The 24,004-nt window shown below is 72.2% G+C and carries 27 protein-coding genes; 14 read left to right on the top strand and 13 right to left on the bottom strand.

From position 1 onward, the window contains the following. Positions 1-112 precede the first annotated feature (112 nt). The gene (locus tag MTP10_RS37460) at positions 113-1,300 is read left to right on the top strand and encodes a MarP family serine protease (protein WP_310716054.1); all 1,188 of its coding nucleotides are present in this window, start codon (positions 113-115) and stop codon (positions 1,298-1,300) included. Positions 1,301-1,358: 58 nt separating this feature from the next. Here MTP10_RS37460 and MTP10_RS37465 read toward each other — a convergent pair whose 3' ends face one another. Then, complete coding sequence (locus MTP10_RS37465; RefSeq protein ID WP_310716056.1) at positions 1,359-1,907, bottom strand: GNAT family N-acetyltransferase; 549 nt, start codon at positions 1,905-1,907, stop codon at positions 1,359-1,361. Positions 1,908-1,977: 70 nt separating this feature from the next. Between MTP10_RS37465 and MTP10_RS37470 the strand changes: the two genes are divergently transcribed. From MTP10_RS37470 to MTP10_RS37495, 6 genes are all read left to right on the top strand, one after another. Beyond that, positions 1,978-3,780: a protein kinase domain-containing protein gene (locus MTP10_RS37470; protein ID WP_310716058.1), complete on the top strand. Its 1,803-nt coding sequence runs from the start codon at positions 1,978-1,980 to the stop codon at positions 3,778-3,780. Positions 3,781-3,829: 49 nt separating this feature from the next. Beyond that, complete coding sequence (locus MTP10_RS37475; protein ID WP_310716060.1) at positions 3,830-4,282, top strand: anthrone oxygenase family protein; 453 nt, start codon at positions 3,830-3,832, stop codon at positions 4,280-4,282. Positions 4,283-4,353: 71 nt separating this feature from the next. Further along, positions 4,354-4,830, top strand: coding sequence for a MarR family transcriptional regulator (locus MTP10_RS37480; RefSeq protein ID WP_310716062.1), 477 nt, complete (start codon positions 4,354-4,356; stop codon positions 4,828-4,830). A 101-nt stretch (positions 4,831-4,931) separates the two neighbouring features. Then, positions 4,932-5,297: an NAD-binding protein gene (locus MTP10_RS37485; protein WP_310716064.1), complete on the top strand. Its 366-nt coding sequence runs from the start codon at positions 4,932-4,934 to the stop codon at positions 5,295-5,297. Next, positions 5,237-5,659 carry a hypothetical protein gene (locus tag MTP10_RS37490; protein WP_310716120.1) on the top strand — a complete coding sequence of 141 codons (423 nt, stop codon included), beginning with the start codon at positions 5,237-5,239 and terminating at the stop codon, positions 5,657-5,659. Before MTP10_RS37485 ends, MTP10_RS37490 begins: the two co-directional genes overlap by 61 nt. A gap of 92 nt (positions 5,660-5,751) precedes the next feature. After that, positions 5,752-6,657, top strand: a complete 906-nt coding sequence (locus MTP10_RS37495; protein WP_310716066.1) for an LLM class flavin-dependent oxidoreductase — start codon at positions 5,752-5,754, stop codon at positions 6,655-6,657. A gap of 68 nt (positions 6,658-6,725) precedes the next feature. Here MTP10_RS37495 and lpdA read toward each other — a convergent pair whose 3' ends face one another. Beyond that, positions 6,726-8,105: a dihydrolipoyl dehydrogenase gene (gene lpdA / locus MTP10_RS37500; RefSeq protein WP_310716067.1), complete on the bottom strand. Its 1,380-nt coding sequence runs from the start codon at positions 8,103-8,105 to the stop codon at positions 6,726-6,728. A gap of 90 nt (positions 8,106-8,195) precedes the next feature. On the opposite strand from lpdA, the gene MTP10_RS37505 reads away from it, so the two are divergent. Next, positions 8,196-8,879 carry a hypothetical protein gene (locus MTP10_RS37505; RefSeq protein WP_310716068.1) on the top strand — a complete coding sequence of 228 codons (684 nt, stop codon included), beginning with the start codon at positions 8,196-8,198 and terminating at the stop codon, positions 8,877-8,879. 13 nt (positions 8,880-8,892) lie between these two features. On the opposite strand, the gene MTP10_RS37510 is transcribed toward MTP10_RS37505, so the two are convergent. From MTP10_RS37510 to MTP10_RS37520, 3 genes are all read right to left on the bottom strand, one after another. Further along, positions 8,893-9,504, bottom strand: a complete 612-nt coding sequence (locus MTP10_RS37510; protein WP_310716070.1) for a methyltransferase domain-containing protein — start codon at positions 9,502-9,504, stop codon at positions 8,893-8,895. Next, positions 9,501-10,181: a TIGR04282 family arsenosugar biosynthesis glycosyltransferase gene (locus tag MTP10_RS37515; RefSeq protein ID WP_310716072.1), complete on the bottom strand. Its 681-nt coding sequence runs from the start codon at positions 10,179-10,181 to the stop codon at positions 9,501-9,503. Before MTP10_RS37515 ends, MTP10_RS37510 begins: the two co-directional genes overlap by 4 nt. A gap of 94 nt (positions 10,182-10,275) precedes the next feature. Further along, entirely contained in the window at positions 10,276-10,650 is a 375-nt protein-coding gene (locus MTP10_RS37520) for a tautomerase family protein (RefSeq protein WP_310716074.1), read from the bottom strand. A gap of 18 nt (positions 10,651-10,668) precedes the next feature. On the opposite strand from MTP10_RS37520, the gene MTP10_RS37525 reads away from it, so the two are divergent. The 3 genes from MTP10_RS37525 to MTP10_RS37535 all read left to right on the top strand — a co-directional run bounded on the left by MTP10_RS37525 (position 10,669) and on the right by MTP10_RS37535 (position 13,064). Next, entirely contained in the window at positions 10,669-11,319 is a 651-nt protein-coding gene (locus MTP10_RS37525) for a response regulator transcription factor (RefSeq protein ID WP_310716076.1), read from the top strand. 6 nt (positions 11,320-11,325) lie between these two features. Next, complete coding sequence (locus MTP10_RS37530) at positions 11,326-12,435, top strand: quinone-dependent dihydroorotate dehydrogenase (protein ID WP_310716078.1); 1,110 nt, start codon at positions 11,326-11,328, stop codon at positions 12,433-12,435. Positions 12,436-12,512: 77 nt separating this feature from the next. Next, positions 12,513-13,064 carry a GNAT family protein gene (locus MTP10_RS37535; protein ID WP_310716080.1) on the top strand — a complete coding sequence of 184 codons (552 nt, stop codon included), beginning with the start codon at positions 12,513-12,515 and terminating at the stop codon, positions 13,062-13,064. A gap of 29 nt (positions 13,065-13,093) precedes the next feature. Here MTP10_RS37535 and MTP10_RS37540 read toward each other — a convergent pair whose 3' ends face one another. The 4 genes from MTP10_RS37540 to MTP10_RS37555 form a co-directional block, all read right to left on the bottom strand. After that, complete coding sequence (locus MTP10_RS37540; RefSeq protein WP_310716082.1) at positions 13,094-14,704, bottom strand: beta-N-acetylhexosaminidase; 1,611 nt, start codon at positions 14,702-14,704, stop codon at positions 13,094-13,096. Next, a complete protein-coding gene (locus MTP10_RS37545) occupies positions 14,701-15,573 on the bottom strand; it encodes an N-acetylmuramoyl-L-alanine amidase (RefSeq protein WP_310716084.1) in 873 nt (290 codons plus the stop codon). Before MTP10_RS37545 ends, MTP10_RS37540 begins: the two co-directional genes overlap by 4 nt. Positions 15,574-15,664: 91 nt before the next feature. Further along, positions 15,665-15,916, bottom strand: a complete 252-nt coding sequence (locus tag MTP10_RS37550; RefSeq protein ID WP_310716086.1) for a hypothetical protein — start codon at positions 15,914-15,916, stop codon at positions 15,665-15,667. A 119-nt stretch (positions 15,917-16,035) separates the two neighbouring features. After that, positions 16,036-17,076 (bottom strand): LacI family DNA-binding transcriptional regulator, encoded by a 1,041-nt coding sequence (locus tag MTP10_RS37555; protein WP_310716087.1) that lies wholly within the window; start codon positions 17,074-17,076, stop codon positions 16,036-16,038. A 148-nt stretch (positions 17,077-17,224) separates the two neighbouring features. Between MTP10_RS37555 and MTP10_RS37560 the strand changes: the two genes are divergently transcribed. Further along, entirely contained in the window at positions 17,225-17,890 is a 666-nt protein-coding gene (locus MTP10_RS37560; protein WP_310716089.1) for a TetR/AcrR family transcriptional regulator, read from the top strand. A 189-nt stretch (positions 17,891-18,079) separates the two neighbouring features. On the opposite strand, the gene bldC is transcribed toward MTP10_RS37560, so the two are convergent. Together bldC and MTP10_RS37570 are read right to left on the bottom strand one after the other, a co-directional pair. Continuing rightward, positions 18,080-18,283: a developmental transcriptional regulator BldC gene (gene bldC, locus MTP10_RS37565; RefSeq protein WP_013133571.1), complete on the bottom strand. Its 204-nt coding sequence runs from the start codon at positions 18,281-18,283 to the stop codon at positions 18,080-18,082. 322 nt (positions 18,284-18,605) lie between these two features. After that, entirely contained in the window at positions 18,606-19,469 is an 864-nt protein-coding gene (locus MTP10_RS37570; RefSeq protein ID WP_310716111.1) for a hypothetical protein, read from the bottom strand. A 106-nt stretch (positions 19,470-19,575) separates the two neighbouring features. On the opposite strand from MTP10_RS37570, the gene MTP10_RS37575 reads away from it, so the two are divergent. Beyond that, positions 19,576-20,655: a Glu/Leu/Phe/Val dehydrogenase dimerization domain-containing protein gene (locus MTP10_RS37575; RefSeq protein ID WP_310716112.1), complete on the top strand. Its 1,080-nt coding sequence runs from the start codon at positions 19,576-19,578 to the stop codon at positions 20,653-20,655. A 151-nt stretch (positions 20,656-20,806) separates the two neighbouring features. After that, positions 20,807-21,034, top strand: coding sequence for a DUF3073 domain-containing protein (locus tag MTP10_RS37580; RefSeq protein ID WP_310716114.1), 228 nt, complete (start codon positions 20,807-20,809; stop codon positions 21,032-21,034). Between the two features lie 147 nt (positions 21,035-21,181). Here the strand turns inward: MTP10_RS37580 and purM are convergent, their stop codons facing one another. Both purM and purF read right to left on the bottom strand, forming a co-directional pair. Then, the gene (purM, locus tag MTP10_RS37585; RefSeq protein WP_310716115.1) at positions 21,182-22,207 is read right to left on the bottom strand and encodes a phosphoribosylformylglycinamidine cyclo-ligase; all 1,026 of its coding nucleotides are present in this window, start codon (positions 22,205-22,207) and stop codon (positions 21,182-21,184) included. Beyond that, on the bottom strand, positions 22,204-23,640 hold the full coding sequence (gene purF / locus MTP10_RS37590; RefSeq protein WP_310716116.1) for an amidophosphoribosyltransferase: 1,437 nt from the start codon (positions 23,638-23,640) through the stop codon (positions 22,204-22,206). Before purF ends, purM begins: the two co-directional genes overlap by 4 nt. Positions 23,641-24,004: the final 364 nt, after the last annotated feature.

Below are 24,004 nucleotides of genomic sequence, written 5' to 3' on the forward strand. Positions count from 1 at the left end.
CAGCCGAAATCGCCGGAAACGGCGTCCTTTTCTCCGTCCCTTTTCCCGGGCCGCCCGTGCCGCGGGAGAACGAGGCTGGGAAAGGGGATGAGCCTGTGGTTTCCTTGGCCGCGTGCGTGGTGATCTGCTGGATCTCGTTCTGCTCGCCATGGCGGTCGCATTCGGCTTCTCGGGTTATCGGCAGGGATTCATCCTCGGGGTGATGAGCTTCGTCGGTTTCGTCGGCGGATGCGTGTTCGGCGTGTACGTGGCGCCGCCGATCGCCGGCGCCCTGGTCGACGGGGACGTCATGCAGGCGCTGGTCGCGGTGGTGGTCGTGCTGGTGGCGGCCCTGCTGGGCCAGCTCCTCTCGTCCACCCTGGGCGCCGTGGTGCGTTCATATGTACGGCGGCCGCCGGCCAAGGTGGTGGACGCGGTGGGCGGCACAATAGCCGGGGTGCTGTCGGTGCTCGTCATTTCCTGGATGGTGGGCAGCCTGCTGGTCGCCAGCACATTCACGCCGGTCGTGGAGCAGATTCGCGGCTCGTTGTTATTGTCCACCGTGGACGGCGCCATGCCGGACGGCGTGAGAGCCTGGCAGAAACCGTTCAAGAAATTCATTGACCGGTCCGAATTCCCGCCCGTGCTCGACGCCATCCGGGGCGACGTCGTGGACGTGGAGCCGCCCGACCCGGCGGTGCTCGGCGGCGCCGGGCTCCAGCAGGCGCGGGCCGCGATCGTCCAGGTGCGGGGCACGGCGAGCTCCTGCGCCAAGCAGATCGAGGGCACCGGGTTCGTGTTCGCGCCCGACCACGTCATGACGAACGCGCACGTCGTCGCGGGCGTGGACACGGCCCTCCAGGTCATCGACCACACCGGGCAGGCGCGCCCCGCCACGGTGGTGCGCTTCAACCCGCGGCGGGACATCGCGGTGCTGTACGTCCCGAATGCCGGGCTGCCGCTGCTCGCCTTCCACGGTGAGGCGGTCAAGGGCGACGACGCCATCGTGGCCGGCTACCCCCAGGGGCGGGGGTACGCGCCACAGCCGGCCAGGATCGCCGCCCGCCGGGAGGCTCTCAGCCCTGACATCTACCACGAGGGCGACGTGTCACGGGACGTCTACGTGATCCGCGGCACCGTCGAGCAGGGCAACTCCGGAGGGCCGCTGCTCGACACCGGCGGCCGGGTGCTGGGCGTGGTCTTCGGCGTCGTCGTCGGCCAGAAGGACACGGGGTACGTGCTGACCGCCTCGGAGGTGTCCTCCGACGCCCGCCAGTCCGCCACCGTCACCACGCCCGTCAGCACCCGTACCTGCGACTAGCCCGGCTGCACCATCGGGTGCAGCGCGTACCCCGGACGGCCCGTTCAGATCTCAGAGGTCACCGGGCTGTGCGTGGGTGTGATACTTCCGGCGTGTTCGATGGTTCTGGCATGTGAACCCAGCTGACCTCGCCGTCCTGCCACTCGTCGGTGGGGGAGAGGCCGGCGGAGGCGGCCACGGCGGCCGACGCCGCGTGGTCCGGGTGGACGTGCGCGACGATCGTGCGCGCTCCGGCGTCCTGGAGCCAGCCGACGAGCCCGCGCGCGGCCTCGGTGGCGATGCCCCGGCCCTGCCAGCCGGTGCCGACCACCCAGGCGACCTCGGCGACGGACTCCGCGGTGACGGTCGCCTGCACGTACCCGGCGAGACGGCCCTCGTCCCGCACCCCGATCACCCAGTTGAGCCAGGACACGGCGGGGTCGGGCGATCCGGCGGCCAGGCGCGCGTAGCGGGCCCGCAGCGCGTCCTCGTCCAGCGGCTCACCGCCGATGAACGCGTGCAGCGCGGGGTCGGCGAGGACCACGGCCATCTCGGCGGCGTGCTCGACGGCCAGGGGCAGCAGGTCGAGCCGGTGGGTGGCGAAGGGCGCGATCGTGACGGGCGGCATGTGCCCATCTTTCTGCAACGGGATCTTCCTGACTATTGTGATCTCCATTCTCGGAGGGGGAAAGCGGTTGATGGCAGACGGGCCCGAGATCTCACTGGGCAGCGGGTACGTGCTCATGGACGAGATCGGCGCCGGTGGGATGGGCACCGTGTGGCGGGCGCGGCACCGGGACTCCGGCGAGGTGGTGGCGGTCAAGCTGCTGCGCGACGGCCTCAGCGCCGACCAGGACCTGGTGCTGCGGTTCGTCCAGGAACGTCAGGTGATGCGCAGCCTACGTCACCCCAACATCGTCACGATCCGCGACTTCGTCGTCGAGGGTGAGCGGCTCGCGCTCGTGATGGACCTCGTCGAGGGCGGTGATCTGCGCACGCTGGTCCAGCGGCGCGGCACGCTGCCCCCGGCCGAGGCGGCCGGGCTGCTGGCGCAGACGGCCGGAGCCCTGGCCGCCGCCCACGACCTCGGGATCGTCCACCGCGACGTCAAACCCGGCAACGTCCTGCTCGACCGGGCCACCGGACAGGTACGGCTGACGGACTTCGGGGTGGCCCGCATCCTCCACGGCCCCGGCCTCACCCAGACCAGCGCCGTCATCGGCACGCCCGTCTACATGGCGCCCGAGGTGGCCGACGGCGGTGCCGCGACGCCTGCCGTGGACGTGTACGCCCTCGGGCTGATCCTGTACGAGCTGCTCGCCGGGCGGCCGCCGTTCGTGGGCGACCACCCGATGGTGCTGATCCGGCAGCACGCCATGGCCGTGCCCCGGCGGCTGCCCGGGATGCCGGACACGCTGTGGGCGCTCGTCTCGGCGTGCGCCGCCAAGGACCCGGCCGCCCGGCCGCCGGCCGGAGCGGTGGCGGCGGCGCTCCGGGACGCCGGGCCGGCGCTGGCGGGCGTGCCCGCGCTTCCGGCGGTCTCGCGCTCCGATGCCCCCTCGGTCACCTCGGAGCCCCTCGCCCCGTCGCCCTTGTCGCCTGGCGCCCCGCCCGCGACGGGTCACGTCCGGCCCGCCGTGACCACCGGACCATCCGGTCCCCGCCGGCCCCATGCGCCCACCGAGCCCACGCACGGTCCGGGAGCGCCCACGGGCCGGTCGCGGCGGCGGATGACCGTGCTCGGCGCCGTCACCGTCGCCCTGGCCGCCAGCGCCGCCGTCGTCGCGGTCGTGGCCCCCTGGCGCGCCCCGGCGTCCGGAACGTCCCACGACCCCGCGTCCCGGCAACCGCTGGCCGTACAGTCGCTGCCCGTGGGGTCCACGCCGCACACCCCCGTCTCCACCCCCGGCACCGGGAAGAGCGGCGAGCCGAAGAAGGGCGAGACGCACCCGGTGCGGGACCGCACGACCGTGCCCGCGGAGCCGCCGTCCACCGAGCCGAAAAGGAAGACGGCCGACAAGCCGGACACCGGGCCGACCAGGACCAGCGAGCGCGTGCGGTCGCCCGAGCCGGACGACTCCAAGACCGCGACCGAGGTCAAGCCCGACGACGGCACCGACAAGACCGACACCACGAGCCGGGGCACGACGCCCGAATGGCAGTGCCGCCCCTGGGTCTCCGCGGGGCCCGGCACGAGCGCGTTGATGTCGCCGTGCATCGCCGTGGTGGGCGACACGATCCTCATGAAGGGCAAGCTCAAGAAGGCCGCGGGCGACGGGAACATCCACGTGCAGCTCTACAACACCGAAGCCGAGCACGTCGCGTCCCAGCCGCTCATCTGCGTGGACGTCCCACCGGCGGCCAACGGCGTCGCCATGTGCGGCCCGGTCAAGGTCCACGTGGCCAGGGTCGGGGAGCTGCACGACGTGCGACAGCGGTGGAAGCCGACCGGCGCGCGCGACTGGGGCGGCGGCAAGGAGAGTCCCACCGTCACCTGGTAGCGGCTCACCCGGTGGCGCCGGCCCGGCGGAAGACTGGGATGATCAGGTCATGTCCACGGCCTTCGCGATCATCTCCCTGCTGTTCAACGGGCTCATGGCCGGGCTCTTCTACGCCTTCTCCACCACGGTCATGCCCGCCCTCGACGCCGTCGAGCCGGCTCAGGCCACGGCGGCCATGCGGAGCGTCAACCGGACGATTCTCAACCCGTGGTTCCTGCCGGTGTTCCTGCTGGCGCCGGCGGCGTCGCTGGCCGCGGGGGTGTTCCTGCTCGCGGGCGGGAGCGCGGCGGCGGGGATCCTGTGCCTGGCGGCCGCGGCCGTCTACGGGCTCGGCACGCTGGCGACGACGGCCGCGCTCAACGTGCCGATGAACAACGCGCTGGAGGCCGGCGACATGGACTGGGCGGCGTACTCGCCGCGCTGGACGCGCTGGAACCACGTGCGCAGCCTGTCCTGCGCCGCCGCTCTCGTGCTCACCGGCGTTGCGCTCCTCCTGGCCTGAATCAGCTCCTGGCCTGGAAAGTCAAAGTTCGTCTCACGAACTGTGTGGCGCTTTGATGTTATCCTGGCCGAGTGGTTAAAGATGACGATGGCCAGATAGGGGTTGTGGCCGGGCTGGTGCGGTCCACGTTCCTGGTGAATGCCGTGTACGCCGAGTCGGCCCGGGAGTACGGCCTCACCTCGCAGCAGGGTCAGTTGCTGTGCGTGCTGATGCCGCAGCCGTACGGCATGAGCGAGCTGGGCGCGATGCTGGGCCTGGCGAAGTCGAGCCTGACCGGCCTGGTGGACCGCACCGAGCGCAACGGCCTGGTCGAGCGCAGGCCGGACCCGCAGGACTCGCGCGCGGTGCGGGTCGCGCTGACCCGGCGCGGGGACAGGCTCGCGAGGGACTTCTACGTCGAGACCTGCCGGCGCGTCGAGCGGCTGACGGAAGGGCTCGGCGCCGCCGAACGCGACACGCTCGCCGGCCTGCTCGCCCGGATCGTGCTGGACAACAAGGTCCCGGTCGTCTTCCGGGAGCCCGGCGAAGGGTCCCTCGCCGAGCACTGAGAACGCCCCGCAGCTCCCGAGACGAGTTGCAGTTCGTGTGACGAACTATTATTGTTCGTGTCACGAACTGAAACTCGTTTTTGCATGTGGGGGAGTGAATCATGCGTCGTACAGTCGCGGTCATCGGCGGCGGTTACGGGGGCTCGGCGGTCGCCAAGGCGCTGGAGTCCGAGGCGGGCGTCATCCTTGTCGATCCCCGGGAGGCGCAGGTGACCGTCGTCGACCCGGCCGAGCGGCTGCTGCCCGCCTTCCAGCCGGAGCTGCGCCAGGACCTGCACCGCCAGCTCGACGAGCTGGACATCCGGCTACGGCTGGGCACCGGCCTGACCGCGCCGCCGGCGACCGAGCCAGGCCAGGCCGCACCTTCACCGTCACCACCACCGGCGGCGACGACATCACCGCCGACATCTGGTTCCGCGCCCACGGCGTGCGCGTCAACAGCGACTACCTCGCCGACGGCCGGCTGACGACCCGCACGCCGCGGGGACAGGTCCCTGTCACCGAGACCCTCAACATCCACGGGTACGAGCACGTCTACGCCATCGGCGACATCACCGACGTCCCCGAGGCGAAGATGGCCGGGTACGCGATGCAGCACGCCGAGGTCGTGGCGCGGAACATCATCGCCCAGCTGCGCGGCGAGCGGCCCACGGCCACCTACCGGGCCGCGGCCGACCCCATGATCCTGCTCCCGCTCGGACCGCGCGGCGGCGCCGGCCAGCTGCCCACACCCGACGGTCCCGCCGTCGTCCCCGCCACGACCGTCTCGGAGTACAAGGGCGCCGACCTGTTCACCGGCCGCTTCACCGAGCAGTTCAGCGCGGCCTGAAGGACCGGAAGACGTGCGACACACCCGCCCGGGCCGCCCGAGGCCCGCGCCTGGTGACCACTGAACATGCTTGACGGAAAGGCGGAACACCCATGGACAGGAAAGTCCTCTTCGGCTTCGGCGCGCACAGCGGCATCGGGGAGCTGACCGAGCTGCTGCGCATGGCCCAGGAGGCCGACCGCGACGGGCTCGACCTCTTCTCGCTGTCGGACCACCCCTACATCGGCGAGCGCCTCGACGCCTACGCCGCGCTCGGCTTCATCCTGGGACGCACGGAGCGCATCACGGGCTTCGCCAACGTCACCAACCTGCCGACCCGGCCTCCGGCCATGCTGGCGCGGAGCGTGACGTCGCTGTCGGCGCTGTCGGGCGGCCGCGTCGTGCTCGGCATGGGCGCGGGCGGGCTGTGGGAGCGCATCGCCGCCATGGGGGTGCCGCAGCTGTCACCGGGCGATGCCGTGGACGCCTTCGAGGAGGCGATCACCCTGGTCAAGCTGCTGTCGGGCGGTGGCCCCCCGGTCACCTACCAGGGCCGCCACTACCAGGTGAACCAGATCGAGCCGGCTCCCGTGGCCGCGCCGCCCGTGTGGACCGGATCGGTGGGCCGCAAGTCCCTGGCCGCCACCGGGCGGGTGGCCGACGGCTGGATCCCCGGCCACGCGGCGGACTGGCTCAGCGAGCGGTACCGGGCGTCCCGGCCGGTCATCGACGAAGCGGCGGCGGCCGTGGGCCGCGACCCGGGCGAGATCCGCACGGTCTTCAACTTCCCCGGGCGCATCACCGACCGGCCGCTGCCCGCCACGCGTGACCGAGACGGCCGCTGGATCGGCGGCTCCGCCGAGCAGTGGGTGGAGGAACTGACCGGGGCCGTGCTGGAGCACGGCGCGTCGGGCTTCATGCTCTTCTCGGCCGGCCACGCCGGGCCGGACCCTCTCCTGCTCGGCCGCTGGGCCAGGGAGGTCGTCCCCGCCGTACGGGAGGCGGTCGCCAAAGCCTGAGCACGTTCCGGAGAGGCCGAGGCACGATCGGTACGGCGGCGGCCGTACCGATCTCGTCAGGAATGTCCCTACATGTTGATCATGTGGCCGGCCAGGCCGTGGATCGCCTCCTTGACCGCCTCGCCGAGCGTCGGGTGGGCGTGGACGTTGCGCGCGACCTCGTGCACCGTCAGGTCCCACTGCTGGGCCAGGGTGAGCTCCGGCAGCAGCTCGGTCACCTCGGGCCCGATGAGGTGGGCGCCGAGCAGCTCGCCGTACTTGCCGTCGCTGATGACCTTGACGAAGCCGCCGCTGTCACCGAGGCCGTGGGCCTTGCCGTTGGCGGTGAACGGGAACTTGGCCACCTTCACGTCGTAGCCCAGGTCACGGGCCTGCGTCTCGGTGTAGCCGAAGCTCGCCACCTGCGGCTGGCAGTAGGTCGCCCGGGGGATCATCACGTAGTCGAGCTCCATGGTCTCCGCGCCGCCGATGGTCTCGGCCGCGATGATGCCCATGGACTCGGCGGCGTGGGCCAGCATCAGCTTGGCCGTGACGTCGCCGATGGCGAAGATGTGCGGCACGCTCGTCCGGCAGCGGCCGTCGACCGCGATGGCGCCCCGGTCGGTGAGGGCCACGCCGGTCTTCTCCAGGCCGTAGCCGTCGACCCGCGGCTGGAAGCCGATCGCCTGCATCACCTTGTCGGCCTCCAGCACCTCCTGCCGGCCGTCGCGCGTCACGGTGACCTTGACCGAGGAGCCGTTGTCGTCGATGGCGTCCACCCGCGTGGAGGTGAGGATCTCGATGCCGAGCCGCTTGTAGCGCTTGGCCAGCTCCGCCGACACCTCCTCGTCCTCCAGGGGGACCACCCGGTCGAGGAACTCCACGATCGTCACCTTGACGCCGTAGTTGTGCAGCACGTACGCGAACTCCACGCCGATCGCGCCCGCGCCCGCGATGATGATGCTGCCCGGCAGCTCGCCGGTCATGATCTGCTCTTCGTACGTCACCACGCGCTCCGACAGCGACGTGCCGGGGATCAGCCGGGTGGTGGCGCCGGCGGCGATGATGCAATGGTCGAACGTGATCGTCTCGCCGTTCACCTGGATCGAGTTGGGGTCCAGGAAGGTGCCGCGACCGTCGTACTCCGTGATGGCGTTCTTCTTCATCAGGTAGTGGACGCCCTTGACCCGGCCGTCCGCCACCTTGCGGCTGCGCGTGAAGGCGGCGCCGTAGTCGAAGGAGACCTCGCCGCTGATGCCGAAGGTCTTGGCCTCGTTGTGGAAGATGTGAGCCAGCTCCGCGTTGCGCAGCAGCGCCTTGGAGGGGATGCAGCCCACGTTCAGGCAGACGCCACCCCAGTACTTCTCCTCGATGACCGCTGCGCGCAGCCCGAGCTGGGCGGCGCGGACCGCGGCCGTGTACCCTCCGGGACCCGCGCCGAGAACGACGACGTCATAGTGAGTGCTCATGAGTCGGACCATACCGTCCACCCAGGTCTACCCCTGACCCTCGCCCCTGCCCCAGTGATACGGAGCCTGTCGGCGGCTTGGATCGTACCCATGACCGACTTCCCCGGCCGCTGGGCCGAAGGCGTGAGCCTGGTTCTCGCGCCCGTCCTCATGCTCGCCGGCGTGCTGCTCCGCGTCGAGTACGACGGCTTCTTCCCCGCCCAGCTCGCCGCCTTCGCCGACGCCCCCACCCTGATGTCCGCCTCGTACGGGTGCTTCGCCCTCGGGAGCGTCCTGCTCTGGCCCGGTGTGCTCGGGCTGGTCCGGCGCTCGCCCGCCTCCCGCCTGGTGCTCTGCGGCGGGGTGATGGTGCTGTGCGGCCTGTTCGCCCGCGCCTTCCACGCCGGGGTGAGCCACCTGGCCCTCCAGCTCGTGGACGTCCAGGGCCTGGCCTCCGCGCAGCGGGCCGTGGCCGACGCCTACGGCGCGTTCCACGTCTTCCAGCCGTTCAACATGGCGGTGCTCTTCGGCTGGGCCGTGCTGGCTGCCGGCCTGTGGCGGGCCGGGACGCTGGGGCTCGTGCCGAGCGTCGCCCTCGGGCTGATGACGGCGCTGCCGATCGGGGTGCTCAAGGGGACCGGCCCGATGTCGGTCCTGGCCGTCGCCGGGCTGTGCGTGGCGCTGGTCCCGTACGGGGTGAGGGTTCTGCGTGCGGGGCCCGCGCCCCGGTGGTGGGCCGTCCCGCTGGCGCTCGCGCTCGGGGCCGGGGCCGTGGTGCTGGGCAGCATGGGATGACGGGCTCCGGGCTTCAGCGCAGGCCGGCGAACCAGCGCCCCAGCTCCTCCCAGCAGTCGGCCAGGGCGAAGCCGCTGGAGCGGGCGACCCGCGCGATGTCGTCGGCCGACACCACCGCCCACCCGAACCACTCGCCCACGGTGCTCCCGCGGCGCAGCCGCACCCGCTCGACCCGGCTGGCCACGCCCGGCGGCTCCACCTCGACGATGACCTCGCCGCCGGGCCGTACCAGCTCCCTGACCCTGCGCAGCAGGACGTTCGGGTGGCCGCCGATGCCGATGTTGCCGTCGGCGAGCAGTGCCGTCTCCCACCGGCCGCTGCCGGGCAGCTCGTCGAACACGCTGCGCAGCAGGGCGAAGCCGCCCGCCCGGCGGGTCAGTCGTACGGCGTGGGGCGTGATGTCGATGCCCAGGGCCGCGACGCCGCGGCGGTTGAGCGCGACGGTGAGCCGCCCGGGGCCGGACCCGATGTCCAGGGTCGGGCCGGCGCACCGGCGCAGCATGGCCTCGTCGCCGTCCATGGGCGCCAGCCAGCGGGCGGCCTCCAGGACGGCGCGGGCCCCGTCGACGTGCTCGATCTCGACGGGGGCGCCGCCGAGGGCGTCGGCGTAGATCTCTCCCATCATCGCAGCGCGCCCGCCTCGGTGGCCCGTGCCTCGGTGACCCGTGCCTCGGGGGAGCCCGCCAGCCCGCGCAGCGTCGCGGCGAACCGGGAGGCCGGTGTCTCCGCGGCCACCCGGAAGGCGTCGGCCGCGGTGTCCACGTCGGTCAGCTCGGGCAGGCGCCGCACCGCCAGCCCGGCCCGGGAGAGCCGTTCGAGCTGCGCGGCCCCGGTGTACGGCCGCGACATGGGCACGCCCAGCAGCAGCCCCGGATCGGGCCGCCGCAACCCCAGCAGCCAGAACCCCCCGTCGGCGGCCGGGCCGAACACCGCGTCACACTCCGTCAGCGCCTCCGCCGCGTCGCGCAGCAGGCCGGGGGTCACCTGCGGGGTGTCCATGCCGATGAGCACCACCGGCTCCGGCCGGAGCCGCCGGCAGTCGGCGAAGGCGGCGGCCAGCCGCTCGTCCAGACCGGTCCCGCGCTGGGGGATCACCACGAAGCCGGGCGGCAGCCAGCTCCCGGGCAGCCCGTCCAGGGCCAGCACCCGCTGACCGGCGGGAGTGGCGGCGACGGTCCGCAGGGTGTCCTCGATCGCCGCCTCGGCGAGGAGCGCGGCCTGGGCCGGGCTCAGCGGCGGGGTGAGGCGGGTCTTGACCCGCCCGGCCACCGGCTCCTTGGCGATGGTCACGATGGTGGTCATGCCGCCTCCAGGGCGATCTTCATGTGACCGACCGTAGAGCTCGCGACCCGGGGCAACCCTTACGAGGTCGTGACGGGCGACGTCCGCCCTTCCGTCAGACCTCCACCTTGTACGGCAGGGACAGCTCGTCCGCCGGCACCCCGCGGATGCCCCAGTTGACCTTGGGCATCTCGACGATGGTGATCTCCACGTCATCGGCGGGGTACGGGCACCTGTCGTAGATCGCCCGGATGAGCGCCCGCTTGGCCTCGTCGCTGCGCCCCGTGAAGCAGAGCACCTCGATGATCAGGTAGCCGTCGCCGCGCTGCGGGCAGATGAGGTCGTCCGCGTCCAGCAGCAGGAACCGGTGGAACCTCTTCTCCTCCGGCAGCCCCCACGCCTCCACCAGGCAGGAGTGGACGAGGTCGGACACCTCGCGCTGCCGTCCCGCCCACACGTCCCTGCGCCCGTAAAGCTTCACCTGTGCCATGTGCGGCACTATAGGGGAATGATCCGGTTGCTCCTGGCTGACGACGAGGCCATGATCCGGGCCGGGGTGCGGGCCATCCTCGCCACCGATCCGACGCTCGCCGTGGTGGCCGAGGCGGGGGACGGCCGCGAGGCGGTGGACCTGGCCATCAGCCACCACCCGGACGTGGCCCTCCTGGACATCCGCATGCCCAGGCTCGACGGGCTGGGCGCCGCCGCCGAGATCCGCCGGGCGGCGCCGGGGACGGCCGTGGTGATGCTCACCACGTTCGGCGAGGACGACTACATCGCCAAGGCCATCGACGTGGGCGCCAGCGGCTTCCTGCTCAAGTCGGGCGACCCGCGGGAGCTGATCGCCGGCGTCCACGCCGTCGCGGGCGGCGCCGCGTACCTGTCGCCCAAGGTCGCCCAGCGCGTCATCACCCAGCTCGCCGCCGGGCGCGTGTCACGCGGCGCGGCGGCCCGCGACCGGGTCGAGGCGCTGACCGAGCGGGAGCGCGAGGTGCTCGCCCTGCTCGGCGCCGGCCTGTCCAACGCGGAGATCGCCAGACGGCTGCACATCGTGGAGGGCACGGTGAAGGCGTACGTCAGCGCCATCCTCACCCGTCTCGACGTGCGCAACCGGGTGCAGGCCGCGATCATCGCCCACGAGGCCGGCTTGGTAGCCTGACGCGTGATGTATCGCCTCGTGTTCACGCAGGTCTTGCGGCGTTTCGACGCCGAGGCCGTGCACCACCTCACCGTCCGCGCCCTCGCGTTGCTGTCGGCGCTGCCGCTGGTCAAGCGGCTGCTCCACAGGGCCCTGGCGCCCCACGACCCGGCGCTGCGTGTCAGCGCGTTCGGCGTCCACTTCCCCGGCCCGCTCGGGCTCGCCGCGGGCTTCGACAAGGACGCCGCGTGCGCCGAGGGGGCCGCCGCGCTCGGGTTCGGCCACGTGGAGGTCGGCACGATCACCGCGCACGGCCAGCCCGGCAACCCGCGGCCCCGCCTGTTCCGGCTGGTGGCCGAGCGGGCGGTCGTCAACCGCATGGGCTTCAACAACGCCGGCGCCGCGTCCGCCGCCCGCCGCCTGCGCCGCGTCCGCGGGGTGCCCGTGGTGGTCGGCGTCAACATCGGCAAGACCAAGGTGGTGCCGGAGTCCGAGGCGGCGGCCGACTACGTCGCCGGCGCCAAGGAGCTCGCGCCCCTGGCCGACTACCTCGTGGTCAACGTCAGCTCGCCCAACACGCCGGGGCTGCGCGACCTCCAGGCCGTCTCGCTGCTGCGCCCGCTGCTCACCGCGGTCAAGGAGGTCGCCGACGGCACGCCCCGCCGTACCCCGCTGCTCGTGAAGATCGCGCCCGACCTCGCCGACGAGGACGTGGACGCGGTCGCCGACCTGGCCCTGGAGCTGGGGCTGGACGGCATCATCGCGACCAACACCACGATCAGGCACAGCGGCGAGACGGGCGGGCTGTCCGGCCGGCCGCTCAAGGCGCGCTCGCTGGAGGTGCTGCGGCGGCTGCGGGCCCGCGTCGGCGACCGGCTCACGCTGGTCTCCGTCGGGGGGGTCGAGGACGTGGACGACGTCTGGGAGCGGCTGCTGGCCGGGGCCACGCTCGTGCAGGGGTACACCGGCTGGGTGTACGGCGGGCCGCTGTGGGCCTCGCACATCCACCGGCAGCTCTCGCGCCGGATCCGCCGCCACGGCCTCACCTCCGTCACCGAGGTCATCGGCCGCACCGCCCCTGGCTCGGCCACGGCCCCCGGTCCGGGCACCCGCACCGGCACCCGCACCGGCTCCTGACCGCCGGGCCGCCCGGACGCCCGTGTCGGCGGGACCTCTGTGAGAGCCGGGGGCGCGGGCGGCCCTAGGGTTGGACGGTGAGGATCTCGCTGGCAGACGACGTCGTCATGCGCCCCGTCGCCGAGGACGACGCGCAGGCGCTCACCGACGCCTACGTACGCAACCGCGACCACCTGCGGCGCTGGGAGCCGCGCAGGCCGGACACCTTCTTCACCCTGACCGGCCAGAGCGAGCGGCTGGAGGCGCAGCTCCAGCAGTGCCGCGACGGCCGGCTCATGCCGTGGGTGCTGGCGGACGGCGACCGGATCGTCGGCTGCATGAACGTGTCCGGCATCGTGTACGGCGCCTTCCACAGCGCCAACCTGGGCTACTGGCTCGACGCCGGCTACACCGGCCGCGGCCTGGCCACCAGGGCCGTGGCGGCGGTGTGCCGCGACGCCGACGAGCGGCTGGGCCTGCACCGCGTGGAGGCGGCCACGCTGCTGGACAACGTGGCCTCCCAGCGGGTGCTGGAGAAGGCCGGCTTCGAGCCGTACGGCGTCGCCCCGAACTTCATCCACATCGACGGCCAGTGGCGCGACCACCGCGTCTACCAGCGCATACTCAACGACCGCACGCCCACGCTGTGACCCCGGCGCTGTGACCCCGGGGCTGTGACCTAGACGCTGGGCCGCGTGGACTCCGCGTCGTGGGTCATGCGGTCGAGCCGCTCCATGACGTCCGCCACCCGCGTGGCGCTCGCCCGGTGCGGCCGGCGCCGCTGCCACGGCCGCGGCCCGTCCAGCGGACGGTACTCGACCCCGAGGGCGTCCAGCCGCCCCAGGTGCGCCCGCAGCCGGTCGGGGAAGTCCGGGCCCGCCTCGCCGCCCCAGACGACCTCGGCCAGGGCGCACGCCCGCGGCCAGGCCCGGTAGTCGAGCACGCGGGCGTCGGGGATGCGCTCGGTCCAGAGCTGGGCCTGCGCGCCGAGGACCCGCGACCGCTCCTCGTCCGTCCAGTCGGCGGGCGCCGGGACGAACGCCGCCACGTCCGCCACCGTGATCTCGTCGCCGATCGCCACCGGCTCGTCCGGCGACGCCGACTCGGCGTAGTCGAAGTACAGCGGGAACACCGGCGTGGCCACCACGTCGTGGCCCGCCGCGGCGGCGCGGCGGCCGACGCCCATGCCGCGCCACGGCATGACGACCGTGTCGGGCCGCAGCTCCCCGCTGACGAACGCCTCGTCCCACACCACCGCCCGCGAGCCCCGCTCGGCCAGGGCGTCGGCCAGCCGCCGCAGGAACCACGCCTGCAGCGCCGGCATCGAGTCCAGCCCCAGCGACCGCCGGTAGGCGTCGATCTCGGGCGAGGCCGCCCAGTGGTCGAGCACCACCTCGTCGCCGCCGATGTGGAAGAACGGCGTCGCGCCCAGGGCGCCGGCCAGCTCGTCGAAGATCGCGGTCAGGAACTCCACGGTCGGCGGCAGCGGCGACAGGATCGCGGGGGAGATGCCCCAGCGGTCCAGCACCTCGTACCGCTCACCGGTGGCCCCCAGCGACGGGTAGGCCGCCAGGATGGCCGAGGCGTGGCCGGGCACGTCGATCTCCGGCACCACCACGACCTCGCGCGCCCGCGCGTAGGCCGCGATCTCGGCCAGGTCGGCCAGGCTGTAGTGGCCGCCGTGCGGGACGCCGTCGTAGGACTCGGGCTCGCCCCGCTGGTGGCTCGCGGTCCGCGGCCGGTGCGAGGCCACCTCGTGCAGCAGCGGGTACGCCCTGCTCTCCACCCGCCAGCCCTGGTCGTCCACGAGATGCAGGTGCAGCCGGTTGAGCTTGTGCGCGGCCATCAGGTCCACCAGGCGCAGCACCTCGCGCTTGGGGAAGAAGTGCCGGGCCACGTCCAGGTGGAGTCCCCGCCAGGCGAACCGCGGCTCGTCCTCGACCCGCACCCCCGGGACGCTCCACCCGCCCTCGTGGCCGGGCCCGGCCGGCGCCCGGTAGGAGGAGTCGGGCAGGAGCTGGTGGAGGGTCTGCGCGGCGTAGAAGGCCCCGGCCCGCCCGCCCGCCGTGATCTCCACCCCGCGCGACCCGGTGACCAGCCGGTACGCCTCCGGCCCGAGAGCCGGGTCGAGCCGTACGTCGATGTCACCGGAGTCGCCGGGCCGCAGGTCGAGCCCGGGGAGCGCGAGGCGCACGGCGTCGACCGGCGCGGCCGGCCCGGAGACGACGGACCCGGGGGTCACCTCGAAGGAACCGGACAGGTGGCGGATCAGGCGGGGAAGAGGAATCACGGTTGCAAATAGTGCTGCATGCCGTTCGCCAGCGCCAGGGCGATCCGCTGCCGGAACGCCGGGTCGCGGAACTTGGCCGCCTCGGCGGCGTTGCGCATGTTGCCGCACTCGATGAAGATCTTCGGCACGGTCGAGAGGTTCAGGCCGCCGAGGTCGGAGCGGAAGTCCAGCGCCTTGCTGCCGATGTAGGTGGAGTAGGGCAGACCGGTGCCCTGCCGGAAGGAGTCGCGGACCGCCACGCCCAGCTTGCGCGAGTCGCCGATGACCGGGTCGACCGGCCCGCCGATCTTCTTCGGCATGATCACGTGGAAGCCGTGGTTGGCGGGCGCGGACCCGTCGCCGTGGATGGAGATCGCGGCGTCGGCCTTGGCGCGGTTGCCGATCGCGGCCCGCTGGGTGATGCACGGGCCCACGCTGTCGTTGTCGGACCTGGTCAGCTTGACCGTGGCGCCCCGGCTCTTGAGGATCTTGACGAGCCGGTTGGAGACGTCCCAGGTGAACGCCGCCTCGGTGTAGCCGTCGTTGGTGGACGTGCCGGTGGTGTCGCACGCCTTCCACTGCGTCAGCACGTTGACCTTGCGGTTCACGGCCTTCGGGTCGCGGTAGTTGCCGCCGTTGTGGCCCGGGTCGACGACCACGACCTTGCCGGCGAGCGGCTTGGCCCCGCCGGTCTCACCGGTCCGGCCCGCACCCGGCCCCGCCGTGGGGGTCCCCGTGGAGGCCGCCGTGGAGCCTGCCGTGGACGCGGTCGCCGACCGCGCCTGCCCGGCGGGGACGCCGGAGGCCGGGACGCCGGCCGTGGCGGCCGTGCCGCACGCGGAGGCGATCAGGCCGCAGGCGGCGAGAAGGGTGACGGGAAGAGCACGCATACGCTCCAACTTACGTCACGACGCGCGCCGGCCCGGCGCGTTCGCCGCCGAAGGCATCGGTCCGCGCCCGTGCCCGATCCGTCCACGGCTGTCACCAGACGCGCTCGGCGACCTCCTGGCGCTGGAGGAGGAGGGCGGCGAGCTCCCGGGCGTCCTCGGCGTCGAGGCCGAGCACGACGCGGGGCCGCCCCCACGGGTGGTCGAGGGAGTGGGCGACGTACCCGGCCACGGACTCGGCGCCGTTGTCCCCGGCACGGCCCCGGCTCGCCCGCCACTGCGCCCAGGCGCGTTCGAGCTCGGACGCGGCGCGCTGGGCGCAGGAAACCAGTTCTGGATCACGCATGACTGTCCCCCGGATCAGATTCGCGACCGCACCATGTACGGCCGCGTATCGCATGACCTGACGAGTAAACCTCCAGGAGGCCGGGATGCCGGGTGTGTTGACCGAGCCTTTGACCGCTCTTAGGCGGGGCCCGTGCTGCGCCGTACGACGAGCTCGGGGGTGACCTGGCGCAGCCGCGCGACCTTGCCGGGCTCTCCGATGCGGTCGCTGAGCAGTGCCGCCGCCGAGCGCCCCATGGCACGGCGCGGCTGGTCGACCGAGGTGAGGGAGATGTGGTGCGAGGCGGACAGTTGGGTGTTGTCGTAACCGACGACCGACAGGTCGCCGGGCACGGCGAGGCCCAGCTCCGCGGCGGCCGAGAGCACGCCGAGGGCCACCGCGTCGGTGGCGGCGAAGATCGCCGTGGGCCTGGGGTCGCGGGTCAGCAGCGCGAGCGCGGCCTTGCGCCCGCCGTCCTCGGTCGAGTCCGCGGCCTCGACCATGATGTACGGCGCCAGCGCGTGCCGCCGCATGGCCACGAGGTAGCCCTCGCAGCGGGTCGGCCGGGCGCCCTCGATGTGGGCGATCCGCTTGTGGCCGAGCTCGACCAGGTGGTCGATGGCCAGGCGGGCGCCGAGCTGGTCGTCGTCGACCACGATGTCGACGCCGCCGAGGTCGATGTCACGTTCCCCCACGACGACCGTGGGGGTGTAGCTGGTGGCCTCCATCAGCGTCTCGCTGGTCGGCGCGATGCCTAACAGCACCAGCCCGTCGACCCTCAGCTCCAGGAAGGCCTCCACGGCCTCGTCCTCGAACGCGGGGTCCCACTGGCTGTTGCCGATGAGCATGCGCAGGCCGTCGCCGTGCAGGCTCTCCTGGAGGCCGTCGAGGACCTCGGCGTAGAGGGGGTTGTGCAGGTCGGCGACGAGCGCGCCGACCAGGTGGGTACGGCCCTCGACCAGGCTGCGCGCGACCGCGTTGGGCCGGTAGCCGAGCTCGCGGGCCGCCTGGAGCACGGCCTGCCGCCGGTGCTCGCTCACGTGCGGTGAGCCGCGGAGCACGAGCGACACCAGCGATTTGGAGACGCCGGCGCGCTCGGCGACGTTCCGGATGGTGGGTCTTGGCCGGGGTAGCTCCCGGAGGTCGTTGATGGTTGAAGACTTGACGGGTGGTCCTGACATGGGTCTCCCCCGCGATGCGAAGTTGGGCACCTGTCTCACCAAACGATCGAGTTCCCCGCAGGGTACGGCCTGGGGTTAGGGAAGCCTCATATTGACCATGACGACACCTGTCCGCTATGGCCGCATCTGGTCGGATACTGTGCTCCCTGTGGCAGAGCTCCCTGTGACAGAGACGCCGCGGCCGGCGCGGCGCAGGCTGAGCGTCGACCGTCGCCGCGAGGAGCTGATAACGGCCGCCCTGGAGCTGTTCAGCAGGCGCGACGCCGAGCACGTCTCGATCGACGACGTCGCCTCGGCGGCGGGAGCGTCGCGGGCGCTGGTCTACCACTACTTCGGCGGCAAGCAGGAGCTCTACGTGGCCGCGCTGAGGAGCGCCGCGGAGCTGCTGGAGTCGCGACTGCGGCCGCAGGGGAGCGGCCGGCCGCTGGAGGAGCTGGCCGCGGGGATCGCGCGCTACTTCGACTTCGTGGAGCAGCACGCGGCCGGCTACGCGGCCCTGCTCCGTGGCGGCCCGGCGAACCGCGCGGGCGAGGTCGGCGAGATCGTCGACGGCGTGCGCGGGCGGCTGTTCCTGCTGATCCAGCGGCAGATGCGCGTGGCGGAGCCGAGCCCGGTGCTACGGGCGACGCTGCGCTCGTGGATCGCCTCGGTGGAGACGGCGGGGCTCGACTGGCTGGAGAACCGCGACATCGAGCGCGCGGAGCTGGAGCGGCTCCTCGTGGAGGACATGGTGGCCCTGCTGGGTGTCGCCGCCCGCCGCGACGGCGAGGCCGCCCGGCTGCTTCACGCGCTGACGGGAGACCAGCCGGGGTAGGCCGGGCCCGAAGGGGCCGGGGGACATGTGCCGCGCCGGCCGGTGGACCGGCCGGGAAGTACGGCCGGAAGAGTGGCGCCGGGCGGGCGGCGCCAACTTCCCAGAGCGACGTCCGTCGTCACAGTGGTGGACCGGACCGCCGGCCAGGCCCACCGTTCAACCCCCCTGAGGTCCGTGACGACCTCGGCACTACTCCGAGCGCTGCTGCGGAATCCCCGCCAGAAGCGCCCGAACCTCGGTCTCCCGGTAACGCCGGTGTCCTCCGAGGGTGCGGATCGACGTCAACTTGCCCGCCTTGGCCCACCGGGTGACGGTCTTGGGGTCGACCCTGAACATGGTCGCGACCTCGGCGGGCGTGAGCAGCGGCTCGGCCTCGGGTGTACGAGCTGACATTTGTGCGGCCTCTCCTCCGTGTGGACCGGCTCAGCGATCCTGTGACTGCCTTTGCGCGTGTCACGGATGTCCCCCTATGGCCCAAAGCGTGCGGCTTTTCTGGCCCATATGCGGCATCACCCGAAGTGACCATACCGCCACGCAGAGCGATTGGCGAGCCCTTCTTTGACCCAACTGCCCGCCCCCATGGCGATGTCACGCTCGGTGATTCTAGCGACACGTTTCGTGGTATCGCAGTGAAAACGGCAAACTGCTCAGTTCGCAGAAGCGAGTAGCCGCTAGTCATGACCCACTCATGCAGGTCAGACGGTTGTATTGGGGTTCAGTTGGCAGATTCCAGAAGTTGCATTGACTTCCAGCGCAGGTTGACCCTCTGGTACATGGCGTAGGCAAGCTCTTCTTGACCCGTGTCCAGGCCCGTGAGCGCCGCCGACAGCTCCGCCACCGACTGGTCCGCCTGCAGCGCGTCGTCGTCCATGAGGTGCACCAGGCCGCCGTAGTCGAGCTCGACCAGCGAGTGCGGGTGGAACTCCTCCAGCCAGCGGGCCACGTCCTCCACGTCGAGGTGGGCCGACACCTCGCCCAGGTGCCGCCGCAGCACCTGCAGAGCCCTGGCCGCGCGCCTGCGGGCCTGCGCCATGGAGGTGACGTAGATGAGGTTGCGCCCCGTGGCCGTGGTCACGTCCTGTCCCGGGGCCGAGCCGCCGAGCACCAGCCAGCGCTCGTTGCCGTCGAACGGCACGAACCACGACGACGGAACGTGCCAGGCCGTCGTGCGGATGTGGGTGCGCAGGGCGGAGGAGCCGGCCGCCCGCTTGTACCGGTCGAAGTCGTCGGCCGTCTGGTCGGAGATCGCCTTGGGGACGAGACGGTCCATCAGCTTGGCCGGGGTGGCGCCGCGCAGCCGTGAGAACGCCATCCAGGAGCGCAGCCGTGTCTGCCAGGGGCAGACGTAGAGACGGTCCTCCACTCGCCGCAGATAGGCGTTGGGACTCTCCTGGGCGGGAACCGGGTGAGGCGGCCTGCCGAGCAGACGCCTGATCGACTCGCCGTGCTCCGCGTTCAGGGCGTTGGCGCGGCGCGGACGGTCACGCGAGTCGGCGTACTCGGCCCATGCCTTCTGCTCGGGCTCGGGGAATGCGGTCAACGGCTCGTAGACGCGGAGATACGCGGCATAGGGCAGCACGGAGGCATCGTGTCATGAAGACAACCTGCTTGCACCGTTGCGGCCACTACCCTGAGAGGTGATCTCCGCCGCGAAGATGCGGTGGACCGGACAGGGAGTCACTACCGTGACCGACGTCTTCGACCCGTCTCACAAGGACGCGCACGAGCAGGTCGTGTTCTGCGCCGACCCGCGCAGCGGCCTGCGCGCCATCATCGCCGTCCACAGCACGGCCCTCGGCCCCGGCCTCGGCGGCACGAGGTTCTATCCGTACGAGAGCGAGCAGGCCGCGCTCGCCGACGTGCTCAACCTCTCCCGCGGCATGTCCTACAAGAACGCGCTGGCCGGGCTCGACCACGGCGGCGGCAAGGCCGTCATCATCGGCGACCCGTCGCGCGACAAGAGCGAGGCGCTGCTGCGCGCCTACGGAAGGTTCGTCGAGTCGCTCGGCGGGCGCTACGTCACCGCCTGCGACGTCGGCACCTACAGCGAGGACATGGACATCGTCTCGCGGGAGTCGCGCTTCGTGACCGGCCGCACGCTCGCCCAGGGCGGCGCCGGCGACTCCTCCATCCTCACCGCCTTCGGCGTCTTCCAGGGCATGCGGGCCTCGGCCGAGCGGGTGTACGGCGCGCCCACGCTGCGCGGCCGGCGGGTCGGCGTCGAGGGCGTCGGCAAGGTCGGCCACCGCCTGGTGGAGCTGCTGCGCGAGGACGGCGCCGACGTCGTCGTGTGCGACGTGGACGAGCGCGCCGTGGAGCGCGTGCGGCTGCGGCACCCCGAGGTGGACGTCGTCGCCGACGCCGAGGCGCTGACCGGCGCCGACATCGACGTCTTCGCCCCCTGCGCGCTGGGCGGCGCCCTCGACGACGCCACGGTCACGCGGCTGCGGGCGAGCATCGTCTGCGGCGCGGCCAACAACCAGCTCGCCCATCCCGGCGTCGAGAAGCAGCTCGCCGAGCGCGGCATCCTGTACGCGCCCGACTACGTGGTCAACTCCGGCGGCGTCATCCAGGTGGCCGACGAGCTCCGCGGCTTCGACATGGAACGCGCCAGGGCGAAGGCCGCCCAGATCTACGACACGACGCTGAAGATTTTCGCGATCGCGGGCGATGAGGGCGTCCCTCCGGCCGTCGCAGCCGATAGGCTAGCCGAGCGCAGAATGTCGGAAGTCGGGCGGATTCGGGCCATTTGGCTGGGCCACTGACGCCCCGCGCCCATACGACGTACCGAGCTGGGCACAAAACAGGTACGGTAATAGGCGAACGATAGGCTGACGCCCATAGTCAGGTGGCGTCAGCGTGTGGTGCGTTAGCGACGAGGGGTCGGGGACGACCCCACATGAGGGGGTCGAGCCAATGGGGCGCGGCCGAGCAAAGGCCAAGCAGGTCAAGGTTGCTCGCCAGCTGAAGTACAACAGCGGTGGCACGGATCTTGACCGTCTTCGCGATGAACTCGGGGTCGGAGACTCCAGCAGTGACGACGCCGACGACCTCAACGACGAGCTCGCGGATCGCTACTCCGATTACGCGGACGAGTATGTGAGCGGAGACGACGACGATGACCGTACGTCCGGCCGCCGGTAGACGTTCTCCTGGTTGACGTGCTTCTGGTTGACGTGGCCCATCTCCTGGCGTGACCTCCGCGTCGGGTGGGGCCGCGTGTCCATCGAGCAGGGCCCCACGGGCATTCGCCCGTGGGGCTTTCGTCGTGCCGCGCGGCTCACTCGCGGCTCAGCGGTAGCGGGCCTGGCCTGAGCCGGGCACGACCTCGCCGAGCACCCACGCGGGCAGCCCGCGCTCGGCGAGCAGCCGCACCGCCTCGTCTGCGACCTCGGGGGCGACGATCGCCGCCATCCCGACGCCCAGGTTGAACGTGCGGTCCATGTCCTTCCGCGCGATCCCGCCGTGCCCGGCGAGCACCTCGAAGATCGCCGGGGGCGTCCAGGAGGAGCGGTCGAGCAGCGCGTCGAGGTGGCCGGGCAGCGAGCGCGACAGGTTGCCCTCGACACCGCCGCCCGTGATGTGCGCGTACGCGTGCACCTCCACCGCCCCGGCGAGGGCCAGGCAGTCGAGGGAGTAGATCCGGGTCGGCTCCAGCAGCTCCTCGCCGAGCGGCCGGCCGAGCTCGGGCAGCTCCGCGTCCAGCGACAGCCCCGCCTCGCGCACCACGTGACGCACCAGCGAGTAGCCGTTGGAGTGGACGCCCGAGGAGGCGAGGCCGAGCACCACGTCGCCCGCGCGCACCCGCGAGGGCCCGAGCATGGCCGACGCCTCCACGACGCCCGTGCCGGCGCCCGCCAGGTCGTACTCGTCGGCCCCCATCGCGCCGGGGTGCTCGGCCGTCTCGCCGCCCACCAGGGCCGCGCCGGCCAGCCGGCAGCCCTCGGCGATGCCGCCGACGATCTCGGCGACCCGCTCGGGCACCACCTTGCCGCAGGCGATGTAGTCGGTCATGAACAGCGGCTCGGCCCCGCACACCACCAGGTCGTCCAGGACCATGCCGACCAGGTCGATGCCGATCGTGTCGTGCTTGCCGTAGCGCTGGGCGATCATCACCTTGGTGCCCACGCCGTCGGTGGAGGTCGCCAGCAGCGGCCGCCGGTACTTCAGCAGCGCCGAGGCGTCGAACAGCCCGGCGAAGCCGCTGGCGTCGTCCACCACCTCGGGCCTGCGCGAGCGCGCGACCTTGTCCTTCATCAGCGCGACCGCGCGCTCGCCGGCCTCGATGTCGACGCCGGCGGCCTCGTAACTCGTCACGCCTTGCTCTCCAGTACGTACTTGCCGACGTTGTCCTGGTCGATGGGGATGGGGTAGGAGCCGTCGAAGCAGGCACGGCACAGCCGGTCGGCCGGGATCGTGGTGGCGCGGGTCAGCCCCTCCAGCGAGATGTAGCCGAGCGAGTCGGCGCCGAGCGAGTCCCGGATCTCCTCCACCGACAGGGAGCCGGCGATCAGCTCGGCACGGGTGGCGAAGTCGATGCCGTAGAAGCACGGCCACGACACCGGCGGCGAGGAGATGCGCACGTGCACCTCCTTGGCCCCGGCCTCGCGCAGCATCTTGACGATCGCGCGCTGGGTGTTGCCGCGCACGATCGAGTCGTCGACGACGACCAGCCGCTTGCCCCGCACGACCTCGCGCAGCGGGTTGAGCTTGAGCCGGATGCCGAGCTGGCGGATGGTCTGCGACGGCTGGATGAAGGTGCGGCCGACGTAGGAGTTCTTGACCAGGCCCTGGCCGTAGGGGATGCCGCTCTCCTCGGCGTAGCCCACGGCGGCGGGCGTGCCGGACTCGGGCGTGGGGATGACCAGGTCGGCGTCGACCGGGTGCTCGCGGGCCAGCACGCGGCCGATCTCGACGCGGGTCACCTGGACGCCCTGGCCGGCGATCGTGGTGTCGGGGCGGGCGAGGTAGACGTACTCGAACAGGCAGCCCTTGGGCTCGGCCAGCGCGAAGCGGCGCGACCTGACGCCCTGCTCGTCGATCGTGAGCAGCTCGCCGGGCTCGATCTCCCGCACGAACGTGGCGCCGACGATGTCGAGGGCGGCCGTCTCGGAGGCGACCACCCAGCCGCGCTCCAGACGGCCCAGCACCAGCGGGCGGATGCCCTGCGGGTCGCGCGCCGCGTAGAGGGTCGTCTCGTCCATGAACACGAGCGAGTACGCGCCCTTGACCTGCGGCAGCAGCTCCGCGGCCGCGTCCTCGACGGACTTGCTGCGGTCCTGCGCCAGCAGCGAGGCCAGCACCTCGGTGTCGGTGGTGGCCCGCGTCGCGCCAGGGGCCAGGCGCTGGGACAGCTCAGCGGTGTTGATGAGGTTGCCGTTGTGGGCCAGGGCGAGGCCGCCGACCTCGGTGGAGCTCAGCGTGGGCTGCGCGTTCTCCCACACGCTCGACCCGGTCGTCGAGTAGCGGCAGTGGCCGATCGCCAGGTGCCCCCGCAGGGTCCCGAGCACGGACTCGTCGAAGACCTGGGCCACCAGGCCCATGTCCTTGTAGACGAGAATACGGCTGCCCTCGCTGACCGCGATGCCCGCGGACTCCTGGCCGCGATGCTGCAACGCGTACAGCCCGTAGTAGGTGAGTTTGGACACTTCCTCGCCTGGCGCCCACACGCCGAAGACGCCACAGGCGTCTTGCGGAGCTCGATCGGTGGGGTCCAGGTCATGGCCGAGCCGGCCGTCGCCTTTCAGCACGTGCCTCAGTTTAGGTCGGACGCTTCGCTGCTCGTGCACCCGGGGCCCGTTGCGGGGCCGTACCGGTGGTCGTTAAACGCATGGTGTCCCAAGCATGGACGCGGTTTTACCGTGTCACGCCCTTTCTGGGCTGCTCTCCGCGTAAGGGTGAAGTGTCCGGCATGCACACCCGTCGGGAGACGCACACGTGACCACATCGGGGGATCCGAACCAGTCCGGCCAGGGCCAGGACCCGCGCGAGGATGCCGACGACTACCTCGGCTCCGGCGGCCCGTCCCCGGCCGAGGAGTCCGGCGGCGCCGCACCGGCCGGCGCGGGGACGCCGGAGCCGCCGCTCGGGCCCGCGCCACCGGTCGTGCCGCAG

Source organism: Nonomuraea sp. 3-1Str, from assembly GCF_031570565.1.
Taxonomy (GTDB): Bacteria; Actinomycetota; Actinomycetes; order Streptosporangiales; family Streptosporangiaceae; genus Nonomuraea.